We start from the raw sequence: 22,151 nt of genomic DNA, 5'->3' as shown, positions 1-22,151 counted from the left end.
GTTGTACTTTAAGAGATGATGTTGGAAGTGAGTGATATTATGCACCCTGAAAGAGTTAAACACAGCGAACTAAGCAAAAAAATCATGACCGCCCAAGAGGCGGCCGCCTTCATCAAAGATGGAATGGTCGTCGGCGCCAGCGGCTTCACCAAAGGTGGCGACAGCAAAGTCGTGCTGAAAGCTCTGGCACAGCGAGCCTCTGTAGATCCACTGAAAATCACACTGATGACCGGAGCTTCCCTGGGCCACGGCATTGACGGCCGCCTGGCCGAAGCCAAAGCGCTTTCGCGCCGACTGCCTTTTCAGGCCGATCCCATTCTCAGAAACAGCATTAACTCCGGCGAGGTTATGTTCGTCGATCAGCACTTGGGTGAAACTGCCGACTTACTGGCAAACGGCTTCCTGCCTCCGGTGGATATTGCCGTGCTGGAGGTGGCGCAGGTTCTGGAAAATGGTCACGTCCTGCCCACAACCTCCGTTGGCAACAATCTGGCTTATGCCCAGCACGCCAAACACATCATACTGGAAGTCAACGTCACGATCCCACTTGAAATTCGTGGCTTCCACGACATTTTCTATACCGGCCTTTCCCCGCACCGCTCGATCATTCCGGTGACGGATGCCGGATCGATCATCGGCACTGATACCATGCCAATGGATCCTGAAAAAGTGATCGGCATTGTCTTTTCTGATGCCAAAGACAGCCCGGCAGAACTGGTCGCACCCGACACAAAAACCAGCGCCATTGCCGGTCACCTCATGGATTTCTTCAATCACGAAATCAAAATGGGCCGCATGACTCCGTCCCTGCACCCGCTTCAGGCCGGCATCGGCAAAGTGGCCAACGCGGTTTTAAGCGGCTTTGTTCACGGGCAGTTTGAAAATCTGACGATGTATTCGGAAGTCCTGCAAGACAGCACCTTTGAACTGATTGATTCTGGCAAAATGACTTTTGCTTCAGCCTGCTCTTTGGCGGTTTCGCAAAGCTGCTATGAAAAGTTTTTTGCCAATCTGGAAAAGTACCGTGGCAAAATTCTGCTCAGACCACAGAACATCAGTAACGCGGCCGAAGTCATCCGCCGTCTGGGGCTGATCGCAATCAACACCGCCATCGAATTTGATATCTATGGCAACGTCAACTCGACCCATATTGCCGGATCAAAAATGATGAATGGGATTGGTGGTTCCGGGGACTTTGCCCGAAACTCTTACATGAGTATTTTTGTGACTCAGGCGGCTTCCAAGAACAACACCATTTCACACGTGGTGCCGATGGCTTCGCACGTGGACAGCAATGAGCACGACGTCGACATTCTTGTCACAGATCAGGGATTGGCGGATTTGCGTGGACTGGCGCCGCGTGAGCGCGCCAAGGTCATCATTCAAAACTGCTGTCATCCCGAGTTCCGGGATGCTTTGAATGAGTACTATCAAGAAGCCCTGGCTCGTGGCGGTCAGACCCCTCACGTGCTAAGCAAAGCCCTGTCCTGGCATCAGAAGCTGCAGGACACAGGCAGCATGAAATAAACTATACTTCCAGCAACAACGTCACCGGGCCGTCATTCAGCAGACTGACCTTCATGTCGGCCCCGAATATACCGCCTTGGGTTTTTACGCCTTGAGATTCGCTGAGCACCAGAGCCTTTTCATAAAGTTCTTTGGCGCGATCCGGAAGTTCTGCTCCGATGAAGCTGGGACGATTGCCTTTGGAGGCATCCCCCAGCAAAGTGAACTGCGACACGATCAGGTGCTGCCCGCCCACGTCTTTCAGGGACAGGTTCATCTTCCCGGTTTCATCCGGGAATATTCTTAAAGCAAGGATCTTGGTCATCAGCTTTTGCAGTTGTTCTTCACTGTCGCCCTTGGCAACCCCCAACAACGTCAAATAGCCTTTATCGATGGAGGAAACCAACTTTCCATCCACAACAACGGAGGCATTCTGAACTCTTTGCACTACGGCTTTCATAGGGGCTCCTGATAAATCAGATTCTAAAAAAACAAAACCCACATTCTTCAACGTGGGTTTTATTGAACAAATTGTATCAGCTTACTGGTTCGACGCAGCGCTTCGGAAAAACTGCCGGGGGCCCTCCTGCGGAGGGTACGGCAGAGGTACCTTTTACTCTTCGTCGTCTTCTTCGACCTCTTCAAGCTCAGCAAGTTCTTTGGTGTCTTGCTTGGACTTGTTCGGGTGAAGTTTCTGGTATTCTTTGATCTTGAGCGGGTCTGGACCCAGCATCAGGAACATGTTCTTACCTTCCATCTTCGGCTGAGATTCAACCAGCGCCAGATCATCAACGAAAGCGATGCACTTTTTCATCACGTCCATACCCAATTCCTGGTGGGCCATTTCACGACCCATGAAACGCAAGGAAACCTTCACCTTGTCGCCTTCCAGAAGGAAGCGGCGGGCGTGGTTCATCTTGGTTTCAAAGTCATGCTGATCCGTGCGAGGACGCATCTGGATTTCTTTGATTGTCACAACAGTCTGTTTTTTACGAGCCGCAGTGGCTTTTTTCTTATTCTCGTACTTCCACTTGCCGTAATCCATGATTTTACAAGTGGGAGGAGTTGCTGTTGGAGCAATCTCAAGAAGATCGAGGCCTCTATCTTCAGCAATGCGTAACGCCTCAGGAACTGTCATCACGCCCAGCATGTTACCTTCATCATCGATAACACGGATCTGTTGCGCGCGAATCTCGCGGTTGACTCTCAATGAGTCTTTAGAGTCTTTTTTGTTGCGATCAAAGCGACCGCCACCTCTAAAATTACCTTCAAACTTGCTAATGGTAAACCTCCACTGGCTTACACTCCGGCTTCGCCGGAGTAATTTAAGTTAAATTCTAGCGTCGCTTAAGTGCGCCGTCTAGTTTGTCGTTGCAGACTTCGCAAGAGAGCTCTGCAAACTTCTTGTTTTAATATCTGTCGTAATCAAATTCATCACCTGATCCACAGTCAGACCTTTGTGTTCTGAACCGTCTCTCAAACGCAATGAAACCGTTCTGGATTCAGCCTCTTTATCCCCCACAATAATCATGTATGGAATCTTCTGAAGCTGCGCCTCACGGATTTTATAATTCAACTTCTCGTTACGGCGGTCAAACTCAACGCGAACACTGTGTCCTTTCAAAGAGTTTTGCAACTCTTCGCAGAACGAGTTCACACGGTCCGTCACATTCAGGATCGCCACTTGCACTGGCATCATCCACGGTGGCAGGTGACCTGCCGTGTGCTCCAGGTAAACGCCGATAAAGCGCTCCAAAGAGCCCAGGATCGCACGATGAAGCATCACTGGACGGTGCTCCTTGTTGTCCTCGCCCGTGTATTTCAAATCAAACGCCTGCGGAAGATTTGGATCCACTTGAAGTGTACCCAACTGCCAAGGACGATTCAATGCATCGACGAACATGATATCCAACTTAGGTCCATAGAAGGCCCCGTCCCCTGGATTCAGCTCAAATGGCAAATTCAGGGATTTCAAGGCTTCCGCCAAGGCGCCCTCTGCCATATCCCAGTATTCCTCACTGCCCATACGGTTGTCCGGACGAGTGGAAAGGAAGATCTTGTAATTGCCCATGCCCAGCTTGTCGTAAACACGATTCAGCAGGTTCATGAACTTGGCGATTTCTTCCTGCAACTGATCCATGCGGCAGAAGATGTGCGCGTCGTCCTGACAGAACGTACGCACACGAGTCAAACCGTGCATGGCACCCGATTTTTCATAACGGTGCAAACGACCAAAGTCCGCCATTTTGATAGGCAGATCACGGTAAGAATACTTCTCAGAGTTATAAAGCAAGCAGTGAGAAGGACAGTTCATTGGTTTGGAAGCAAAATCACGCTCATCCACTTTGGTGAAGAACATGTTTTCTTTGTAGTTCTGATAGTGACCGGACGTATGGAACAGGTTCACGTCAAAGATCTGCGGCGTGATCACTTCCTGGTAACCTGTTTCGAAGTACAGCTCACGCAGATAAGTCTGCAAAGAGTTGTAAACCGTCGCACCCTTGCCCGTGAAGAATGGAGAACCCGGAGCCAGTTCGTTGAAATAGAACATGCCCAGTTCTTTACCCAGTTTACGGTGGTCGCGTTTTTTGGCTTCTTCGATATTGTGAAGATATGTTTCCAGATCTTTCTTGTCGTTGAACGCTGTCGCATACACGCGCTGAAGCTGGGCGTTTTTCTCGTCGCCTCTCCAGTAAGCCCCCGCCACGCTCAAAAGTTTGAACGCTTTGATCTGGCCTGTGGATTGGATATGAGGACCGCGGCACAGATCAAACCAGCTGGTGCCGTTAAAGTAGATGCCAACAGTGGTCTCGCCTTTTTTAGCCAGGTCCTCGATCAACTCAACTTTAAAGCGTTCGTTCATGCCCTTGAAGGTCTCGATCGCTTTTTGAATCGGCCAGTCTTCACGATGAATTGGCAGATCCTTGGATACGATCTCAGACATCTTCTTTTCGATTTTCTCGAAGTGCTCTTCCGTGAAGGCAAACGGAGAATCAAAATCGTAATAGAAACCATTGTCGATCACCGGACCGATAGTCACTTTCACTTCAGGCCAGATGTCCTGAATCGCCTGGGCCATGATATGCGCGCAGGAGTGACGAACAACCTCAACTGATTCAGGAGATTTTGTGGTGACCAGGGCCACCTTCGTTTGATCTTTCAAAACGGTGCGAAGATCAGAGATTTCAGTTGATCCGTTCAGTTTTGCACCCAGAGTTTCTTTGGCCAAGCGAGGGCCAATGGACATCGCCACTTCCAGCGCTGTCGGTTCATGGTCAAAAACCTTCGTAGAGTTATCCGGCAAAATAATTGTAATTTGTGACATTAGCATGCTTGCACTCCGGCTTGGCCGGAGTCAGAAAGGGTCGTCGCAGAATGCGCCGTACTGGTTTGAAAATGTGATGAATAATTATGCATTTGCATCACATTAGTAGTAATCCCCCACCCTCAAGGGGTCAAGCACTCACCGCAAGAAATTGCACACCAATAATCTGCTCACCTTCTGGGGAACTGGCGACCCAGCGGACCTGAGATTCCACTGACACCCAGACGCCATGCTGGTTCTTGTACATCAGGCTGATAAAGTCCTTTTTCTGGACCTGCTCCTGCCCCAGGGAGATCTGTGCCCCGCCTTGGGAAAAGTCCACCATGTGCCCTTCACGCAGAAACTGAACCCAGGCCCCGGTCGGCGAACTTTCCGCCATCACGGACTTCTTTAACATCACCGGAGAACTGACAGCCATGCGATCCTGTTTGCGGCTCTTTAAGCTCTCTCCATTTAGGCGACGCGTCACGAGCTGTTCTATTCTTTCGCGCTCAGACTCCCGCAGAACAAGGATGTCCGGGCGATTCAGAATAAGTTGATGTACAGAGTTTTCAATATGTTGAGCGATAAAAATAAACGACGCCTTTACCTGGGAATGACTCCAGCTCAAGAAGGCCTGAACCGCGCGCAGACTGAGGTTTTCGGTGCGAATGATCACGTGAAGATCCCCTTTAGAAGATTGAAGTGTTTCCTTAAGTTCAGCCGCACTTCGCGACCGATACCAGCGCACGCCCCGCAGTCTTTGCAGATACAAAGGCAAATGCTGGCTCGAACTGAGATAAATAAGGTCCTTAAAACGCTCATTGGGCATGAAGGACTTCATTGCAAAACGGAAGCCCGCGGATCAAACGCGTCTATATTTGAGATCACCGTATAGCACGTGGACAGTCGTATAGAATGCTTTAAACAACATTGTTAAATTACTGATTTACCTGAATTAAAATACAAATAACTATCTTTGAACAATACTCATGAAATTCAACAATCTATTAAAGGAGACCTCAATGAAATCAGTTTTTATGGCAAGCGTGGCATTTCTGGCTATGACGTCCCTGGCAACCGCCGAAGAAAGCATGACCGACAAGGCCGCAACAAAAATGGAAAAAGCCGGCGACAAGACCAAGGAAGTCTATAAAGACGCCGAAGTCGGAACCAAAAAAGCCGCCCGCAAAGCCAAAAGAACAGCCAAGCAAGGCATGAATCGAATTGAGGAAGCCACATGCATGGAAGGTGATATGAAGTGCGCCGCAAGAAAAGCCGGCAATCGCATGGAGGAAGGCAAAGATGCCGCCGTCGATGCCGCAAAGGATGCTTCAGACACAATGAAAAAGTAACCCTTCAGCGTAAACCCCTAAAAAACAAAACGACCGGCCTGAAATCGGTCGTTTTATAATTTAAATCCTTCAAAACAGCACTTACCTGCACTGCTGGGCGACTTGCCTCAACTCTGACATCTCGTCACAGTCAAAGCGCGACAGCCGCGAGCACACATAGTCGATGCAGGAAATATCCACCAACCCCCGGCACAACCCCGCCACCTCAAAGACCTCGACCTTTTCATCACAGGAAAAACGCGACATGCGACTGCACAAGCTGGTCACACAAGGCCCACTGACATTGCGACAAGCCCGGGTGACTTCATACATATCGTCCTTGTCGTCACATTCAAAGCGGCTAAGCTGCTTGCACACAGCCTCTACACAACGCCCGGGAAAACCTCCCCCTCCACCACCACCGTCCGGAGGACAATTCGGAGGCCGGTTCGGTGGCGGATTGCCAGGGTTGTTAGGAGAATCCGGCGGATATTCCTCAGGCGGCAAAGGCCTTGGAGGATTCCCCAAGATAGAGACCCAAAGGTCTTTGGCAGCATAAAACTGATCCACCAACTGCTGAGTTTTGTCGGCAACATTCACCGGCACCGCCAGCGAATCCACCGTCGTTAAGAGCAACAAGATCACAAGCACAGAGAGCAAGTTTCTCATACGTCCTCCACACAGCCCAAGGATGTGCCAATGGAAAACAGAAACAACTAAAGACGCCAAATAAGGCCAAAATACAGGTCCAGAACCCCACCAATGACACACCGTAGACGTAAAAAATCACCAGGCACCTTTTAAAGATACCCCTCCCTCCGCCAACGGGCGACCAGCGGCGCCAGCACGCTGTAGCTATTCGGGCCGGGCGCCTTTCGCCAAAGGCGAAACAGCCAAACGTCTTCGAGGCGGCGATGAAACACCCGGTGCTGAATAAGAGCCAGGAGGCTGGCGGAGTGGGGGCCTTGGTCCTCAAAACCGAGTTCCGCAGCACCCGAAAAACCTGCCGTAGTAATCAGAAGAGTAAATAGAATAAAAAAAGGGAGCCAAGATAGGCTCCCTTTGTGCGAGGACTGTCTGAGCGTTTTGAGGGCCATGGCCCCCACTCCGTCAGCCGACCACGTGCTACTTAGTAAGCAACGTGGTGGTTCAGCGCTTCGTGCATTCTTGGGTCTTTCAACGGAACCAAAGAGTGCTTAGACCAGAAGGACATGATTGTCAGAAGGAACGCACCCGCGAAACCAGCGAAGATGCCGATTTCCCAGAATCCGAAGGTCACGTGACCGTCGAAGAAGTTCGGGTAAACCATCCAGTAGATGTCCACGTATTGCATTACCAATACCAAGACAGAGATCAACAACACGTTGTTGTCGTTGCGTTTCATTCCACGAGGCAAAAGTGCCAGGAACGGAACCACGAAACGGAAGATCAGAAGAGCCATGGAGATGCTCATCCAGCCGCCTTGAGCACGCGCGATGTAGTACTCAGTTTCCTCAGGGATGTTAGCGTACCAGATCAACATGAACTGAGAGAACGCAATGTAAGCCCAGAAAATGGAGAAACCTTTAAGGTATTTCACCACGTCGTGCTGGTGCTCTTCAGTCACATAACCTTTAACCAAACCAGAGCGTCTCATCAAAACGATAACGATCGCCAGGAATGCCATGCCCGCCTGGAACATACCAGAGAAGCCATAGATACCAAAGATGGTGGAATACCAAGTTGGCAGCAAGGACATCAACAGATCCACGCAGAACAAAGAGAACATCAAAGCGTAGAACACGATGAAACCAACAGACGGAGCCACAGACTTCGTCGTCAAAGACTCGTCACCGGACTTGTCCTGTTTCAAAGAGTTGCCCACGATCACATGACGGAAGATCATGCAGCCGACCGCAAAGATGAACAGACGAATCACGAAGCCACCCATGTTCAGGTAGCCGGTTTTCGCCGCGATCACCGGATTTGCAGCCACCACCTCTGGGTTCGCCCAAGGGTAAAGGTGCTTGAAACCAACCAACAGAACCAAACCACCGATTAGAATCGCCGGAAGGAAGGACGTAGTTGCTTCAGCATAACGACGGATGGACACGGACCAGCCGGCTTTAGCCACGTTGTTGATAACGATCCAGAACAAACCACTCAAGGCCAGGCAAGAGAAGTAGAAATAGGACACCAGATAAGAAGTCCACAATCTGTCCTGATTTTTCATAAGACCGATCACGAAAGTCAAAAGACCGATCGCGATCAGGGCGAAGCTCAGCGTTTTCAATTTCGCTGGAGCTTCAAATTTCGATACATGCAGATTCACATGATGATTGCTTGCGCCCATTTACAACCTACTTAGCTTCTTGCTTCTCTAGGAAGCGGATATAGTTAACAACCTGCCAGCGGTACTGCTGAGGAATGTGGGAAGCATAAGGACCCATCACACCCTGACCCACTGTGATCACATGATAAAGGTGACCATCGGTCCAGCCTTTAACCTTGTCGCTCACAACTGCAGGCGGCTTCAAAGCCATTTTTGCAGAGATGGTGGACTTCGCAGCCTCACCGCCTTCACCTTTGTAACCATGACAAAGAGCACAGTTGGTCTCGTAGAATTTCTGACCTACGATCAAAGTCTCTTCGTCCATTTTACCAGCCAGTGGATTTTTCAGATTCTTGGAAGCTGCTTCCACGTCGGTAGCATACTGGTACGGTTCAAAACCAACCGGAGCTGTCCCTTCCGGAGGAACACGCATACCACGGTGATGAGGAGCATCCGCATCGTAGGACTGAGCCTTCACGGCCGGAGTCACCATCATATCCTGGATCAATTCCACATTCGGCTTGTTGCCACGAGGACCGCAGCTGGACAACGCCAGAACAGCCAATCCCGCTGCTGCAACACCCATTGAAATATTCACGATGTTTCTCATCTTACTAGTACTCCGTCTTCTTCACTTCAGTTGCGCCAAGCTCTTTGAACATAGATTCAATTTTAGCTTCGTCGTAACCGTTGTCATTGTGCGGGATAAAGATAGCGAACTTGTGGCAGCTTAGATCCGGATCGATCACCGGTGGATCCATGCGCGGGATACCGCAGGCATAGAACAAAGCCCCTACTGAAGAAAGCGCCGACAACAAAATCGTCAATTCGAACATGATAGGTACAAACGCAGGCAAGCTGAAGAACGGCTTACCACCCACGTTCACCGCCCAGTTCACAGCAGATGTCCAGTAAGTCAATGCAAGACCACCAGCCAAACCAGCCAGACCCATAGTGAATGCCACGTAAGGAATCCAGGAGCGTTTGATACCCGCTGCTTCTTCCATTCCGTGAATAGGATAAGCAGAGATCGCTTCAAACTTCGTGAAACCGGACTCACGCACTTTGCGGGTCGCTTTCAGAATTTGAGCCTCTTCCAACCAGATACCAGCAATACCTTTTGTATATTTAGCCGCCATTAGTGGTGCCCTCCTTTATCATCGTAACCCACATGCAATACGGGCTTCACTTCCGCGATAGAAACCGCAGGGAACAGACGCAAATACAACAAGAACAGCGTCAGGAACATACCGAAGGATCCAACCAGAACCCCGGTATCGAACCAAGACCAAGCATACATGCCCCAGGAAGAAGGCAGGAAGTCTCTGTGCAAAGAAGTCACAGTGATCACGAAACGCTCGAACCACATACCGATGTTCACCAGGATGGACACTACGAACATCACCGGTATGGAACGACGGAATCTGCGGAACCAGAACAACTGAGGGAAGATGGTATTACAAGACACCATGATCCAGTAAGACCAGCCGTAAGGACCGAACGCACGGTTGATGAACACGAAGCGCTCGTATTGGTTGCCAGAGTACCATGCAATGAAGAACTCAGACGCATAAGCGTAACCAACCAGCATACCTGTGGTCATGATGATCTTATTCATCACTTCCATATGATCCAAAGTGACGTAGTTCTTGAACTCAGGGAATCCAATACGAACCAAAGTCATCAGAGTCACAACCATCGCGAAACCGGAGAAGATCGCACCGGCAACGAAGTATGGAGGGAAGATCGTGGTGTGCCAACCTGGCAAGTTAGAAACCGCGAAGTCGAAGGATACGATCGTGTGAACGGACAAAACCAGCGGAGTGGAAAGACCTGCCAGAAGCAAGTAAACCATTTCGTAGTGAGACCAGTTCTTCGCAGTACCTCTCCAACCCAAAGACAACGCACCGTAAACGGTACGGCGAAGTTTGTTTTTCGCACGGTCTTTGATAGTTGCAAAGTCAGGAACCAAACCGATGTACCAGAACACCATGGAAACTGTCGCGTAAGTGGATACCGCGAAAACGTCCCAAAGAAGCGGAGAACGGAAGTTCACCCACAATGGACCACGTTGATTCGGGTACGGGAACAACCAGTAATCCAACCAAGGACGACCGGTGTGCAACAGCGGGAACAGACCCGCGGTCATAACCGCGAAGACGGTCATCGCCTCTGCGGTACGAGCTACGGAAGTTCTCCACTTTTGACGGAACAGGAACAGAACCGCGGAAATCAGAGTACCGGCGTGACCGATACCGATCCAGAATACGAATGTAACGATCATCGTACCCCAGAACACCGGGCTGTTCACACCCAGAAGACCGATACCCACACCCACCACGGATGCCAGGATACCGATATAGAACAGAAGCAACGTCTTCGCACCCAGGAACATCCCCACCCAACCTTTGGATGGGAAGCGTTCCACCGGAGCGCAGATGTCGTCAGTAACATCTTTCAAAGTTTTATTGCCAAGGACTAATGGGCTACGCTTCATCATGAGTGCTCACCTTGTTTTGCAGTACCGTGACCTTTTTGATCACCAGTTGATTCTTTATCATTGTTACGGATCTTGGAAAGATAGCGAACGGACGGAGCCGCATGCCACTCTTCAAGAAGTGCGTAACCACGTTCTTCAGTTTTGAAGATTTTGGCTACCGCACTGTTTGGATCGTTCAGGTCGCCGAATACGATACCGCCTGCAGGACATGCAGTCTGACACGCAACCTTAACATCCCCGTCTTTCAACTGACGTTTTTCATTGCGAGCCACTGTTTTGGCATCCTGGATTCTTTGAACGCAGAATGTACATTTCTCCATCACCCCGCGGGTACGAACACCCACAGAAGGATTCAGAGCCATGTGCATCGGCTTCTCGATCAGTTTCGCATAGTTGAACCAGTTGAAACGACGTACTTTGTACGGGCAGTTATTCGCGCAATAACGAGTACCAACGCAACGGTTGTAAACCATGTCGTTCAGACCCTCGTCAGAGTGAACCGTCGCCAGAACCGGACACACCGTTTCGCACGGAGCATTGTCACAGTGTTGGCACATCACCGGCTGGAAGACCGCTTCTGCGTTTTCCGGATTGCCGATGTAGTAACGGTCGATACGCAACCAGTGCATTTCACGACCTTCGATCACATAGCGCTTACCCACAACCGGGATGTTGTTCTCGGATTGACATGCAATCACGCAGGAAGAACAGCCTGTGCAGGAGTGAAGATCAACCGCCATGCCCCATTTGTGACCACTGTATTCGTGGCCGGACCAGATGGACCAAACGTGTGGGTGCGGGATGCCTGTGGATTTCTTTTTGTTGTAATCAGCCAATGTCGCTTCAACGGCGATCGTACGGCCTTCCATTGTGTGGTGACCTTGCGTGATCGCAAGTTCATACTTTTTGGAAGTTTTCTTGAAAGTCGCTGAAGAACCAGCGGCAACAGTTTTACCGTCTTTAGCAGTCACAAAGACAAAGGCGTTTTGACCGATGCCATTACCCACTTTACCAGCGCGCGTGCGACCGAAGCCGACAGCCACTGCCAAAACGTCATCATGCAGACCCGGCTGGATCAACACTGGAAGTTCCAGGGTTTTACCGCCCACAGTCAGTTCAACCACAGTCGCTTGTTTCAGGCCGTGCTTTTCAGCCGTCGCCAAAGAAACCATCACATAGTTGTCCCAAACTGCTTTGGTCACTGGATCTGGAAGCTCATGCAACCAGGAAACGTTCGCAAGCGATCCATCACCGTGTTGAGAAGTGGAATAAAGAGCCAGTTCAAAGCCTTCTTTTGCCGCTGCAGGTTTGATGGATGTGAATGCATCCACTTTGAAGGAACGAGAAGAAGAACCAGAGTTGATCTCCCCGACATAACCTTTTTGCAGAGCCGTCTGCCAGAAGTCCTCGAAGGACTGACCTTTTCCGTATTTAGGGAAGATGTCAGATTTCCAGAAGACGCGCAGGTAATCATAGAAGGTCTCGTAGTCACGAAGACGGGATGGACCCATGTTCGCAAGGTACGCCCAAGTCATCAATGACAACTGGAAGGAACGAGTGTCGTACATTGGACGGATGGACGGCTGGCAGATGCTGTAAACACCGGAAGCCAGTTCCATATCGCTCCAGGATTCCAACGCGTGGTTGTCCGGAGTGATGTAGTCAGCAAAGACGCCTGTTTCGTCGATACGGTCACCTGTGTAAACAACCAGGTCGACTTTTTTGATAGCCTCAGCAAAGCCCATGTCCGCGCCCAGAACGAAGCCTGGATTCACACGGTGGATGATCAAAGTTTTCACTTTGCCATCTTTCATGTCTTTGATCAAAGCAGCCATATCCGCCTGAGAAGCTTTGTCACCTTTGTTTCCACCGTTGTGGTCAACTGTCTTGCCGTCGTTACCCAGGATGGAGTTCAGGAAGTTCACTGCCACCTGAAGTTCTTTGGATTTTTCAGTCAGAGTGGTGATACCACCTGCAACCACCAGGGAAGTGCCCTGATTAGCCCAAAGATCTGCCGCCACTTTCGCGAACAAAGCAGGTTCCACATTCAGTTTTTTAGCCACGTCAGCAAACGGAGCCAAAGCCGCTTTCACCGCGCTGTTGCCAGCGTGAGAGGAAGCACCTTTCTTCACGATGATTTCGTGAAGAAGACCCATCACAACATCCAGTTGCTGGGAAGGCTTGATTTTCATGCGGATGTCCGCATTGGCGCCAGTCAAAGAGTAATTAGAATCGAAGGACACCAAACGGTTCATGTTTTTGATGTCTTTACGGCCTTCAACGAACTGATTCGTGAACGCTGTAGGAGAAATCCATGTACCCAGGAAGTCAGCGTCGATGGAAACGATCATTTTCGCTTTATCGAAGCGGAACGCCGGAACCACGTCGTCGCCGTAAGAGGCTTTTTGACCTTCACGAACGTCGTCATTGGAAAGAGCTTCCCAAACCACGTGTTTGGCTTTGAAACCTTGAGCGAAATCACCGATCACCGCGCGGGTTGCCGGAGAAGCCACGTTGCCGGAAAGGATGACAACGTCACCTTTTTTCAGCTGCTCAGCAACTTTTTTATCCAGGTCTTCCCACTTAACGTCGATAACCTGGCTGTTGGATTTCTTTTCGTTGAACAGGTTGCGCTGAGGACCTTTCAGTCTTTCAGGATCATACATGGACAACAAAGAAGCCTGGGAACGGATGCTCAAACCGCTGATGCTGAATGGATGACCAGGGTTTGCTTCAATTTTAATAGGACGGCCTTCACGTGTTTTAACCAAAACACCCAAAGCGTCAGAACCATCGAAGTAAGCAGAGGTATAGTAGTTCGCCATACCCAGAGTCACTTCTTCTGGTTGTTTATTGTAAGGAACGATTTTCTGAACCGGACGACGGATGCAACCTGCAGAAGCCATCGCAAGGGATGCACCCATCAGCTTCAGGAATTCACGGCGTGCCCAGCCGCCTTCATCGTCACTCTCACGCAATGGAGAGGACTGGAATTCAGTGGAAGCAATTTTGTTGAACTCTGGATCGTTGCTCCATTGTTCAAGACTGTTCCAGTATTTTGTGTCGCGCTCCACTTTCGGGCGAAGCGCTTTTTTCATTTCTAAATCGTGATCGTGATCATGATGTTCAGACATTTTACCAAACCCTTAGTAGTGGCAAGTTGAGCAGTTAAGTGGAGCTTTGTTCTCTGGCTGACGGTGACAGTTCACGCACCAACCCATAGAGAGATCAGAGAACTGTTGAACGGTTTTCATGGTCTCGATTGGACCGTGGCACGTCTGACAGTTCACGCCTTTGGCAATGTGGGCGTTGTGGTTGAAGTGAACGAAGTCCGGAAGCATGTGAACGCGAGTCCATTCAATGGAGTCCCCGTTATCATAAGCTTCACGCAGCTTTTGGATTGCCGGCTTGTCGGTGGCAACCTGCAAGTGACAGTTCATGCACGTTGAAAGCGCAGGAATGTTTGCGTGTTTTGTTCTCTCGATTTGATTGTGGCAGTACTGACACTGCATTTTGTGCGTACCCACATGTAGAGAGTGATCAAAAGGAATCGGCTGTTCTGGAGCGTATCCTTTATTATATCCCCAACCCGGCTGGAATTTACAGCCTGTCAGAAGTGTTGTAACCATGAGCGCGCCAATAAACGCCATTGCGCCCGCCGCTGTTCTTTTGAATACCCGATGCATAATCATCCTTCGCTAACTCATTACGATGTGGGCCAAAGACAAACGAATGCTGTCCTAATTTTAGTTTGCTCCTATTTAATGGTGGAAAAGTCCAGTTGTCCATATTCTTTTTGCAAGCATATTGAAAAAGAGAGAAACTCGGACCCGTCCGCTCAAAAAGTGTGCACACCAAATTTAAGACTCTTTCGTCGCCTTCTTCCCTCTGCCTTGTCTAATCACACTCACATAAACCACTAACAGCATGTGCGCTGCCACGAAAGCAGACACATACTCAACCCCACCAGCACCGAAGCCGTAGGAATGGAGCCCCGCGCCAAGTACGAAGTTCACTCCGTACCACGCCATGATCACCAACGAGAAAGTGATAACCGCTGTCACTACCATTCCGAAATGCTTCAACATGCCTGCGTAGCGCGCATGCAACACCGCCAGATAACCCAGCAGCGCGATCAAAGCCCAAGTTTCTTTTGGGTCCCAACCCCAGAAACGGCCCCAAGAGTAATCCGCCCAGATACCACCAAGGATGATCCCCGGAGCCAGGAACGCGACACCAATCTGCATAGCGCGATAGATGCTGGTGGTGATGGCTTTGATCTGCGCCTGGTGCTTTTCTTCCCCACGCAGATAATAGATCAATCCCAAATCACCCAACCCGAACGCCAGGAAGAAGGCCGCATAACTGATAGTGATTGTCATCACGTGGATCGTCAGCCAGTAGTTGCTGCGCAAAACCGGCTCCAGCGGCTGCAAGGAAGGATCCAAAACTGCCGGCGCAAAGTCCGCGATCACCAGACCAAAGGCAGCCACCAAAGTCCCGGCCACCAGAATCAACCGGTACTTGTAAATGATTTCCAAAATCGCCGCAAACAACACAGTTCCCCAGGCAACCCAGACAACTGTTTCATACATATTGGATACCGGCGCACGGTCCATGATGTACATGCGCAAACCAAATCCATAAGTGTTCAGCGCAAAACCAATGCCCAACAGCACCCACGCCGCCGTCATCAGGGACTCTTTGCTCAAAGCCCACACCAGCAACAACACAAGGAATGCCAGGAAATAGAACACATACGCCCAACGGAACGGATGGAAGGAGTTATAGTGAACCTCTGCCGTGATTTTACCACCCAGGCTGTACAATGCCGGATTTTCCGCCTGCGCCGCCGTTTCAAAGGCCGCCACGGCTTCATCCAGAGCTTTGCCGGAAACAGAAGAGTCCCCTTTTTCCGCGATCACACCCAGATAAGTCACAAAGGCTTTGGTCACATCCAGGAATTTCGCCTGAAGATGCTCTGGCAAATCCGCCACCGCCAGCCACGTGTCCCCTTCTTTAGGAGGAGCGACCTTCAGCATACGGCCGGCTGCGATTTCCTGAAATACAAAGAACTGGTTTTCCAAACGCTGCAAAGCCTGGAAGTACGGATCCAGCTTTTCTTTGGTTTCACGCTTGGCCTGAAGTTCCTGACGAAGCAGGGTGAATCTTTCGTTGGCAAAAAGCTCTTCACCGTTGAAATAGCGCTGGTCTTTCGGAAGATTCATCGCCTGCAGAACCTGGTGGTTGCGCACTTCAAAGATTTTTTTGCCTTCCCACGCCTGCGGAGACAGCATCCAGGTCAAAACGATTTCGGTGGCATTGCGGCCCTCGAATTTGGTTTTGCCATAGACGATTTCCAGCATTTCTTTGGCAAAGCTGTCGTAAGGCTTGATACGACCGCCGTCCTGAACCGGCATGGATTTCAGCAGATCACCGGGCTTGGCCACAGCGGCACAAGTCACCAACAATGAAGCAATGATGAGAAATATTTTTTTCATGATTCTTTCGTCCCTGCTCCCGTTTTACGGGCAAGTTTGAAGTCCAGATGTTTAAACCACATTAACAGCACGATACCCAATGAAAGCACCAATGAGCCCAGATATTTCAGGAATCTTCCCGGGTCATGATTGATGGAGAAGATGGAGGCCACCGGACGCCCGTCTTCCTCCTGGAAGCTCGCCTGATAGATGGTCAAACCCTTATATTTCAAAGGCTCGTTCATCGAAATCAGATATTCGCCAAAGTCCGGAACTTCCACCAGACTTTCGTAGGCGGCCGCACGCATGGTTCCCTGATAGCGCGCCACCTCGAATTTTTTAAGCTTCAGGTTGAAACCCAGATCGATACGGCGGTTGCCGTAGGTCAGCAGATAGACTGAATTCGTGGTGAACAGCTTCACCATGTCATTCAGCAGAACCCAGTTTTCTTTACCATCAAAGATGATCTTCACTGCGGAAGTGGTCAGCGGGGTTGGACGGCTGGAATCCTGCAGATCCCAATCTTCACGCGCCGCCGGCAGGAAGCGCAGCACACGGAAATTCAGGGCCATTTTAAAGCCCGGATCAAACACGTCGCCCTCTTTCACAAAGCCTTTCTTCAAGGGCTTGTCAGAGTCTTTCTGGAAGACAACGTATTTCAAACCGTCTTTTTCCGGAGTCAGGAAGATTTCATTGGCACCACGAGGCTTTTCCGGAGCCGGACCCATAAAGATTTGTGCCGGACCGAAATTGTGACTGACCAGATTGCCTGGTTTTTTCTGAACCAGCCATTCGATCACATTCACGTTGTCATTCTGAAGCTGGAAGCGCAGGCCCGAACCGGCCTTCCCCACTTCGCCTTCGATCACCTTCTTTGAAGGAACAACGTATTTTTTGTAATCAACAATTCTGATTTCGCCTTCATACGCAGGAATGATGAAGGGCTTTTCGACAGTCGGCGGATTCTTGAAGAAGTCCACTTCTTGTTCCAGAGTTTTTGTGTAGCGGTCACCGTCAAAGGACGTGTACACGACGATGTCAGTTTCTGCGGTTTGCACGAAGTTGTTGGCTTCACCGATGCCCACACGCATGGATCCATCCAACCCCCACTTCCAGGTCAGAAGCGAGCCTGCCAGCAGAATGATAATCCCGATGTGAGCCAGAACGAAGGCGGCATGACGTTTTTTCCAAGGCCAACGATCCGCCATCACGGCGGTCAGATTGATCACCAACAGACCCATGATTCCGTACATGTACCAGGTGTCGTAAACCAGCTTTTTTGCCGCATAAGCATCATAGCGGGCTTCAACAAATGTCCCCACCGCAGTGATCACAGCCAGAGCCACGATGATGAAAACCGCGAGCTTCAAGGACGCCAATGGCTTGTTGATTCTTTTAAACAGGGATTTTTGGGGCGCAGAGGTCTTATCCAAAGCCGATCCTTATTGAGAGCTTATTAATTTTGGTATAGCTATCAATAGTTTAGATCGGCTTTTATGACCACGCTTTTTGCCTTTACGACGCCCTACATTATATGCAGCAAATTGTTGCGGACATAACTGACGGCGAACAACAGCTTCTCTTGAACCTTTTTCGCTTCTTCAGGTTTGAGCTTTTTGGTCTTTTCATCCATATACAATGAGCGGTTCAGCTCCACCTGAAGTGTATGTTGCTCGCGTTTAGGATCACCGTATTGCTCCGTGACGCGCCCGCCAAAATACGGCCAGTTGTAACCGACTTTGAATCCGGCAGAGGCATAGGCCGCAATCACCAGATCTTTAAAGCGCGGGTCACAGCTTTTGCCTTTGCTGTCGCTGACAACGATATCGGCTCTCAATTCGCCCGGATCGCGGTGCTCGCTGGTCCCCAAAGAGGGCATGCTGTGGGCATCAATGTGATAAGTTTTCTTGAAACCTTTTTCATGCAGGTCCGCATACAGCTTGCGAACGCCGGCATGGAAGGGCTCATAAACCAGCTTCACCAGTTCGTTGTGCGCATCCACCGACATTGGTTCTTTCATCAGCTGATGTTTGTAAGTCGTGATCACCCAGTGAAAGCCACGGTTGTGCATGCCGGCCGGGTTGCTGTTGCCGATAACGGACGTTGCGTCCACGTCTTCAGGCACCCGGTTCAAGTCGGCCGCATAACGATGCCATTCGGTTTTCACATAGGGAATGTGCAGCTTGTGCAAAGTCGGTTCATACAGAAAGTCGACAAAACGATCCACGTCGCACATCAAAACTTCCTCGGGCAAAGACTTCAACCACGGCGTTTGATCCGGAACTTTTTCACCGGAATGGGGGATCGTCACAATCAAGGGTACTTCATTTGCATTAACCATATCACTCTCACTTCTTGACCTGATAGACCTTAACCGTGACACTAAATACAAGAAGGGTCAAATCTATGACGAATGCTCCCAAAGCCAAAATTTATACGCGCACTGGCGACAAAGGCAGCACCCGCCTTGTGGACGGCTCCTGTGTTGAAAAATTCAATCCACGCGTCGAGGCCTACGGAACCGTGGACGAACTGAACAGCTATCTGGGTGTGGTGCGTTCGACTTTGGCCCCCTTCCCCGAGATGTCAGAACTCAATCATTCCCTGGAAAAGGTGCAAAACGAGCTTTTCAACATCGGCAGCCTGCTGGCCACCGAAAAAGATGAGGTCTTCAAACTTTTGCCGCCCATTACGGAAGAACAAATCCGCTATCTGGAGCTGCAAATTGACGAACTGACCACCACCCTGCCGGAGCTGCGCAACTTTATTCTGCCAGCCGGTCACCCGACGTCAGCGCACCTGCATGTGGCGCGCACACTGTGCCGCCGCAGCGAGCGTCGGTCTGCCGAAATTGCGGTTAAAGACGAGCGCTATTCCATGACTTTGCAGTATTTGAACCGACTGAGTGACTATCTGTTCGTGGCAGCCCGCTGGGCCAACATGAAACACGGAGTCGCAGACGTTCTTTGGAAGAAAACCTAGGAAAAAACTTAATGAGATTAGAGATCGCAAAACCTGAGGACTCCAAAGCCCTTGTTGAGTTTTACAAAAGCTTCCCCCTGAACGGCCCGGTTGAAATCCGCATTGATCGCGAAAGGGATTTTTTCGCGCCCTACTCCGTTCAATCCGACCAGCACCTGACTTACCAGCTTAAGACCGATGAAAACAAAATCGAGGGCATGGCCAGCTTCGTGGTTCGTGATGTGTGGCTGGATGGGAAAGTTTCCACCGTCGCCTTTGGCCGGGATTTGCGTATTTCTTCCAATCGCCGTGCGATTTTGGAATGGTCTCAGCACTTTTTACCGGTGATGAATGAAGTTTCCCAAACTCTGGGGAACAAGTATTTGTTCTCGGTGATGAGCATGGCGGATGTGCAGGCCTTGAATGCCTTTGTGCGTCCCCGTTCGATGAAGCGTCCTTTGCCGAACTATCATCTGTTCCGCCGCTTTAACATGGTGTCGGTCCACGGGCGACTGCCGTGGGCATCCAATCCGCTGCCCCATTTGCGCCTGCGCCGCGGAAGTGCTCAGAACGTGGATGCTTTGATTTACTATATCACGCAAAAGTCCCGTCAGCGCGATCTGGCCACGACGTGGGATGAAACCAGCTTTATGGAAAAACTCGAGCGCTGGAAGGGTTTGAAACTGGAAGATTTCATCATCGCTTTTGACAAGAATGAAAACATCGTGGGCTGTGTGGCCCCGTGGTCTGCCGGAGGCATGCAGGAATTTATTCCGATGCAGTATTCTTTGCGCGGGCACAACTTCCGTCAGTTCCTGAAGTTCGGAAAGATGCTGGGTTGGACCCGCACTTTGACGAAGCCTTATTCCCGTCTGAAAATTGAAGCGGGATTGAACTTTAAATATTTGAATTTCCTGTTTGCCGACAACGGCGACATCTTTGAAAGCCTGCTTTGGAAGGCCTTTGACGATGCCAAGGAAAATGAATTCCTGGTGTACACGCAAACGCGCACTGAATTTATCTATCGCCGCCCCCGCAACTGGATTTCGGCGAAGATGCCATTTGGAGTTTACCTGCTGATTCCACCGGATGCCGAGGTGCCGTCCTTCATGCACCCGAACAACGAAAAACCCGCGGAAATCGAGCCCTTCTTTGCCCTGTAAGCGGTAACTATTTTGGGCACTTTCGACAGTGCTTAGGGGCTTAAATCAGCCCTGCTTTATCCCGTGCAGGCGCTGGTTTTGCTTGTGTTTACCCGTATGGGAAAGTCACAATTGCGCCGTCTCAAAATGAAACAGTTCTCTAAAACCCTCCTTGCCGGGGTCCTGGGTCTTTCTTTGAACGCTCAAGCCAGCGAGCTGGGGCCGGATGTGAACAATATCTCTTCGGCGAACAAGATTGCACTTTCCCTGATCAGCAAACTTCCCAACTCTGGCGTCAAAGACGGCCTTGAACGCTATTACAATATTCTTTCCCTGAAGTCCTACACCTATGACAACCAGGTGGCCAACGCCAACACGGGCGTGGCTTTGTTCTTTGAACAGCAATTCCAGCAAAATGCCTGCTTTGCAGAAAAAGCGTATTTGTTTTATCGCGATTTGAAATTAAACACCCGCCAAAGACAAACGGCCGAAGGCGACAAATCCCGCCATGCCCGTCCTTCTTTGGGGGACGTGGCCGGAAAAAACCGCAAGGATCTCAAACCGGGCTGGCTGTACGAAAAGGCTCTGAAATACGCCGATGGAAACCCCAACGTGGCGATGAGCCTTATTGGCCTTTGTGGGCACGACGATAAGAATCAAGGCGAATTCACCAATCAGGATGTGGAAATCAAACTGAGCAATTCCGGAATTTCCTCGGACGAGCTTTATTCCCCGACAGATGGGAACTCGGAAATCAACACCGTCTGCCCGTCTCAATATGCAGACTTCTATGTGGCCGGCGGTCTTTCCAAGGCCTCTGATATCAGTGATGACCTTAAGAAAAAAGTTTTAAGCATTCAGTATCCCGGCAAGAAAGACATTCAAATTGCCTCAAAAAACTATCATGTCATGGGTGCCGCATTTATGACCTGCCAGATGATCGAAGCGGGCTTAAGCCCTCTTCTGGCGATTCAGGTGGAATCCATGGCGGCCCACCTTTACCGGGGCATCCGTCTTTGCCAGCAGATCGAAATTCCGGCACATCTTTTCTGGAGTTTACAACGCACCAAAGAGGTCGCCTTGCGCGGCATGGGCCGCACCTTTGAAGAAGTTGTGATTGAGACCACCCTGAAGCGTGGCCGCGAGAAAAAATGCGGCTATGACAAAGTGGCCAAGGATCCGTTCTGCAATTACCTTAAAACTGTCGGCGCCCCATTTGACCTGTCCCTGCCGCGGATCGAAGCCCGCGCCCGCACGATGCTGGAAAAATACATGGACAAAATGATCGCCAGCGGGATTTATTCATCCTGGCATGTCAGCGGTGAAGTTGCCGGCATCAGCCTGCCTTGTTCGCGTGATCAGCTGTGGGGACCACATCCGTTCCTGCAGTGGTTGATTGCCAAAACGGAAGTCAGCCTGAACATCTGTGGCAATGGTCTTACGATGGATTCCTGCCGCAAGGCTGTTCGCACGGTGAAGTCCTGGGAAACTGATTTTGACTGGACCGTTTCTCAACATGCTGCGGGCGCACGCTTTGCCGCCCGTGTCTGCAAGCCCTACCCAAAGGGCACGAACTCATTTGATGGTATGTGTGCTCAGAAATAAAAAAAGCC

The 22,151-nt window shown here is 50.3% G+C and carries 19 protein-coding genes; 5 read left to right on the top strand and 14 right to left on the bottom strand.

Annotated elements, in window-relative coordinates; translation table 11 throughout:
* The first annotated feature begins 39 nt into the window (after positions 1–39).
* Positions 40–1,527 (top strand): acetyl-CoA hydrolase/transferase family protein, encoded by a 1,488-nt coding sequence (locus tag BD_RS07375; protein WP_011164099.1) that lies wholly within the window; start codon positions 40–42, stop codon positions 1,525–1,527.
* A gap of 1 nt (position 1,528) precedes the next feature.
* Here BD_RS07375 and dtd read toward each other — a convergent pair whose 3' ends face one another.
* The 4 genes from dtd to BD_RS07355 all read right to left on the bottom strand — a co-directional run bounded on the left by dtd (position 1,529) and on the right by BD_RS07355 (position 5,654).
* On the bottom strand, positions 1,529–1,966 hold the full coding sequence (gene dtd, locus BD_RS07370) for a D-aminoacyl-tRNA deacylase (RefSeq protein ID WP_011164098.1): 438 nt from the start codon (positions 1,964–1,966) through the stop codon (positions 1,529–1,531).
* Positions 1,967–2,119: 153 nt separating this feature from the next.
* Positions 2,120–2,716, bottom strand: coding sequence for a translation initiation factor IF-3 (gene infC / locus BD_RS07365; RefSeq protein WP_038448920.1), 597 nt, complete (start codon positions 2,714–2,716; stop codon positions 2,120–2,122).
* Between the two features lie 150 nt (positions 2,717–2,866).
* Positions 2,867–4,837, bottom strand: a complete 1,971-nt coding sequence (gene thrS, locus BD_RS07360; RefSeq protein WP_011164096.1) for a threonine--tRNA ligase — start codon at positions 4,835–4,837, stop codon at positions 2,867–2,869.
* 124 nt (positions 4,838–4,961) lie between these two features.
* Positions 4,962–5,654 (bottom strand): PilZ domain-containing protein, encoded by a 693-nt coding sequence (locus tag BD_RS07355; protein ID WP_011164095.1) that lies wholly within the window; start codon positions 5,652–5,654, stop codon positions 4,962–4,964.
* Between the two features lie 181 nt (positions 5,655–5,835).
* On the opposite strand from BD_RS07355, the gene BD_RS07350 reads away from it, so the two are divergent.
* On the top strand, positions 5,836–6,165 hold the full coding sequence (locus BD_RS07350; RefSeq protein WP_011164094.1) for a hypothetical protein: 330 nt from the start codon (positions 5,836–5,838) through the stop codon (positions 6,163–6,165).
* A gap of 81 nt (positions 6,166–6,246) precedes the next feature.
* Here BD_RS07350 and BD_RS07345 read toward each other — a convergent pair whose 3' ends face one another.
* From BD_RS07345 to BD_RS07295, 10 genes are all read right to left on the bottom strand, one after another.
* Positions 6,247–6,813 (bottom strand): hypothetical protein, encoded by a 567-nt coding sequence (locus BD_RS07345; protein ID WP_011164093.1) that lies wholly within the window; start codon positions 6,811–6,813, stop codon positions 6,247–6,249.
* Positions 6,814–7,273: 460 nt separating this feature from the next.
* Positions 7,274–8,476 carry a hypothetical protein gene (locus BD_RS07335; protein ID WP_011164091.1) on the bottom strand — a complete coding sequence of 401 codons (1,203 nt, stop codon included), beginning with the start codon at positions 8,474–8,476 and terminating at the stop codon, positions 7,274–7,276.
* Between the two features lie 7 nt (positions 8,477–8,483).
* Positions 8,484–9,065 carry a c-type cytochrome gene (locus BD_RS07330; RefSeq protein WP_011164090.1) on the bottom strand — a complete coding sequence of 194 codons (582 nt, stop codon included), beginning with the start codon at positions 9,063–9,065 and terminating at the stop codon, positions 8,484–8,486.
* 4 nt (positions 9,066–9,069) lie between these two features.
* A complete protein-coding gene (locus BD_RS07325) occupies positions 9,070–9,594 on the bottom strand; it encodes a DUF3341 domain-containing protein (RefSeq protein WP_011164089.1) in 525 nt (174 codons plus the stop codon).
* Positions 9,594–10,955: an NrfD/PsrC family molybdoenzyme membrane anchor subunit gene (nrfD, locus tag BD_RS07320; protein ID WP_011164088.1), complete on the bottom strand. Its 1,362-nt coding sequence runs from the start codon at positions 10,953–10,955 to the stop codon at positions 9,594–9,596. The genes BD_RS07325 and nrfD overlap by 1 nt, the downstream gene beginning before the upstream one ends.
* Entirely contained in the window at positions 10,952–14,089 is a 3,138-nt protein-coding gene (locus BD_RS07315; RefSeq protein WP_050792907.1) for a TAT-variant-translocated molybdopterin oxidoreductase, read from the bottom strand. The genes nrfD and BD_RS07315 overlap by 4 nt, the downstream gene beginning before the upstream one ends.
* Before the next feature lie 12 nt (positions 14,090–14,101).
* Positions 14,102–14,641 (bottom strand): cytochrome c3 family protein, encoded by a 540-nt coding sequence (locus BD_RS07310; protein ID WP_231839315.1) that lies wholly within the window; start codon positions 14,639–14,641, stop codon positions 14,102–14,104.
* A gap of 174 nt (positions 14,642–14,815) precedes the next feature.
* Positions 14,816–16,456, bottom strand: coding sequence for a cytochrome c biogenesis protein (locus BD_RS07305; protein WP_011164085.1), 1,641 nt, complete (start codon positions 16,454–16,456; stop codon positions 14,816–14,818).
* Complete coding sequence (locus tag BD_RS07300) at positions 16,453–17,868, bottom strand: cytochrome c biogenesis protein ResB (protein ID WP_011164084.1); 1,416 nt, start codon at positions 17,866–17,868, stop codon at positions 16,453–16,455. Before BD_RS07300 ends, BD_RS07305 begins: the two co-directional genes overlap by 4 nt.
* 92 nt (positions 17,869–17,960) lie before the next feature.
* Positions 17,961–18,776, bottom strand: coding sequence for an N-formylglutamate amidohydrolase (locus tag BD_RS07295; RefSeq protein ID WP_050792906.1), 816 nt, complete (start codon positions 18,774–18,776; stop codon positions 17,961–17,963).
* Positions 18,777–18,841: 65 nt separating this feature from the next.
* Between BD_RS07295 and BD_RS07290 the strand changes: the two genes are divergently transcribed.
* From BD_RS07290 to BD_RS07280, 3 genes are all read left to right on the top strand, one after another.
* Positions 18,842–19,417 (top strand): cob(I)yrinic acid a,c-diamide adenosyltransferase, encoded by a 576-nt coding sequence (locus tag BD_RS07290; protein ID WP_038448910.1) that lies wholly within the window; start codon positions 18,842–18,844, stop codon positions 19,415–19,417.
* A gap of 11 nt (positions 19,418–19,428) precedes the next feature.
* Positions 19,429–20,559, top strand: coding sequence for a hypothetical protein (locus tag BD_RS07285; RefSeq protein ID WP_011164081.1), 1,131 nt, complete (start codon positions 19,429–19,431; stop codon positions 20,557–20,559).
* Between the two features lie 126 nt (positions 20,560–20,685).
* Positions 20,686–22,143, top strand: coding sequence for a hypothetical protein (locus BD_RS07280; protein ID WP_231839314.1), 1,458 nt, complete (start codon positions 20,686–20,688; stop codon positions 22,141–22,143).
* Positions 22,144–22,151 lie beyond the last annotated feature (8 nt).

It is taken from the genome of Bdellovibrio bacteriovorus HD100, from assembly GCF_000196175.1.
GTDB lineage: Bacteria > Bdellovibrionota > Bdellovibrionia > Bdellovibrionales > Bdellovibrionaceae > Bdellovibrio > Bdellovibrio bacteriovorus.
This window is presented reverse-complemented; position numbering and strand designations above follow the sequence as displayed.